This window comes from Pseudoalteromonas sp. SR45-5 (assembly GCF_014163565.1).
Lineage (GTDB): Bacteria > Pseudomonadota > Gammaproteobacteria > Enterobacterales > Alteromonadaceae > Pseudoalteromonas > Pseudoalteromonas distincta.
Map to the genome: position 1 here is coordinate 1 of NZ_JACJDN010000612.1, position 2,359 is coordinate 2,359.

A 2,359-nucleotide genomic window follows, 5' to 3' on the forward strand; every position below is an offset into this window, starting at 1 on the left:
AAGTAACAGCAGCGGGTGTATTTGCTGATATTTTAAAAACACTATCGCGCTAGGAGCTCGTTATGATTGAAGTATATGCTCCGGCGTCTATTGGTAATTTTGCAGTGGGTTTTGATGCACTTGGCGCAGCGCTTGCGCCAATTGATGGTAGTTTATTAGGCGATGTAGCCGTTGTAAGTGCAGCACCAAGTGACGAATTTATTTGCACTGGCGACTACGCTCACAAGTTACCAAGTGATGCGAATGAAAACTTAGCGTACCAGTGTTTAGTACATTTTAGAGCGCATGTTGCGCCTGATATGCCAAGCGTAAAGCTCGAGCTTAAAAAGAATTTACCAATTGGATCTGGACTTGGTTCTAGTGCATGCTCGGTCGTGGCTACCTTTGCTGCCCTTGATAAGTTTGCACAAACTAACTTAAGTCAGGTTGAGCTTATTGAGCTTATGGCTGACTTTGAAGCTGTAGTGAGCGGTGGTCGTCATTACGACAACATCACGCCATGCTATTTAGGTGGTTTGCAATTAACAGGTGATTTAATCCCTGATAAATCGATTGCACTGCCTGTTGATGAAAATTGGTACTACGTTGCTGCGTTCCCTGGTTTTTCACTCAACACTGCAAAAGCGCGCTCGGTTTTACCAAAAGAGTTGAGCATGCATGCAAGTGTTGAGTTTGCACAGCGTTTATCGGCATTTAGTAGCTTACTGTTGACTAATCGTTTTGACGATGCACTGAGCATAATGAAAGATGAAATAGCAGAACCTTACCGCGCACCGCTTATTAAAGGTTTTAGTGAAGCCAAAGCAAGCTTACCAGCGTTGGGCGCTGAAATAGTGAGTATTTCGGGCGCAGGACCTACCTTGTTTAGTGTATGTAAAACACTTGAAGCTGCAAAGCAATGCGCGCAGTGGTTAGAGGCAAATTACATTAACGAGCAAGGCTTTTGCCACATTTGTAAATTAGATAACGACGGCACGCGTCAATTAACAGTTTTATAGGATAGGTAGTCATGCAATTACATAATTTAAAAGATAGCTCACAAAAAGTGTCGTTCGTTGAAGCCGTAAAAACAGGTTTGGGTCGTAATCAAGGTGTGTTTTTCCCTGAATCCCTTGCCCCACTGTCCGATGTTGATGCATTGCTTGATATGGACTTTGTTACACGCAGTGGCAAAATATTATCTCACCTAATTGGTGATGAGCTGCCAAGCGAGACTGTGGCACAAATGGTTAAAAATGCATTTAACTTTCCAGTTAAACTGGTGGAAGTTGAAGAGAATACGTACTGCTTAGAGTTGTTTCATGGTCCTACGCTTGCGTTTAAAGACTTTGGTGGTCGCTTTATGGCTGAGTGTTTAGCGCAATTTAATAAAGATGAAAAAGTAACTATTTTAACCGCAACATCGGGCGATACTGGTGCAGCCGTTGCACATGCTTTTTATAACAAGCCGAATATCGATGTTGTCATCTTATATCCTAAAGGCAAAATTTCACTTGCTCAGCAAAAGCTATTTACTACGTTAGGTAACAATATTCATTGTTATGCAGTTGATGGCAGTTTTGATGATTGCCAAGAGTTGGTTAAAAATGCCTTTTTAGATGAAGAAGTTAAATCAACACTTGGGCTTAATTCTGCTAATTCAATTAATATTAGCCGTTTAGTTGCTCAGGTTTGTTATTACTTTGAGGCCATTGCACAACTACCAAAAGAAAAACGCGCAACAGCGCATATATCAGTGCCAAGTGGCAACTTTGGTAATGTATGTGCTGCAATGATTGGTGCGGTTATTGGCTTACCTGTAGGTAAATTAAGTGCAACAACCAACCAAAATGATACTGTGCCGCGCTTTATGCTTGATAAAACCTGGACGCCAAACGCAACACTTGAGTCGCTTTCAAATGCAATGGATGTAAGTAAGCCAAACAACTGGCCGCGTGTGCAAACAATGTTAGATAATAACTGGTTTAGCTACGATAACTTTTATTCAACTAGCGTAAACGAGGAAGACACCCAATCGGTGATGAAAAAAATTCAACAAACGGGTTATGTTGCAGAGCCTCACACTGCTATTGCGTACCAAGGTCTTGTTGAAAATCGAGCGCCAGGGGCCGCGGGTATCTTTTTAGCAACCGCTCATCCTGCTAAGTTTAAAGAAAGCGTAGAGGGTATTTTAAATATTGAATTAGGTATGCCAAAACCACTTAGCGACGCACTAGCAAAACCATGCCTAGCAAGCGATATAAAGGCCGATTACGACGCATTACGTACAGAAATACTTGCTAAACTTGGCTAAGTTAATTAATTCAAAAAGGCGGTTAAGCCGCCTTTTTTTTATAACTTTAGGCTTTTAAATCTAGTG

General features: G+C 41.5%; 2 protein-coding genes. Both read left to right on the plus strand.

Annotation, left to right across the window (positions count from 1 at the left end; all coding sequences use genetic code 11):
- Window positions 1-62 precede the first annotated feature (62 nt).
- Window positions 63-998, plus strand: coding sequence for a homoserine kinase (gene thrB / locus H5072_RS17110; protein ID WP_024596294.1), 936 nt, complete (start codon window positions 63-65; stop codon window positions 996-998).
- Window positions 999-1,009: 11 nt separating this feature from the next.
- Window positions 1,010-2,293: a threonine synthase gene (gene thrC, locus H5072_RS17115; RefSeq protein WP_182694225.1), complete on the plus strand. Its 1,284-nt coding sequence runs from the start codon at window positions 1,010-1,012 to the stop codon at window positions 2,291-2,293.
- The last annotated feature ends 66 nt before the right edge of the window (window positions 2,294-2,359 follow it).

Bases quoted from the DNA above. Each gene is read 5' to 3' on its own strand.
- thrC (WP_182694225.1), top strand. From the start codon at position 1,010: ATGCAATTACATAATTTAAAAGATAGCTCACAAAAAGTGTCGTTCGTT.
- thrB (WP_024596294.1), top strand. From the start codon at position 63: ATGATTGAAGTATATGCTCCGGCGTCTATTGGTAATTTTGCAGTGGGT.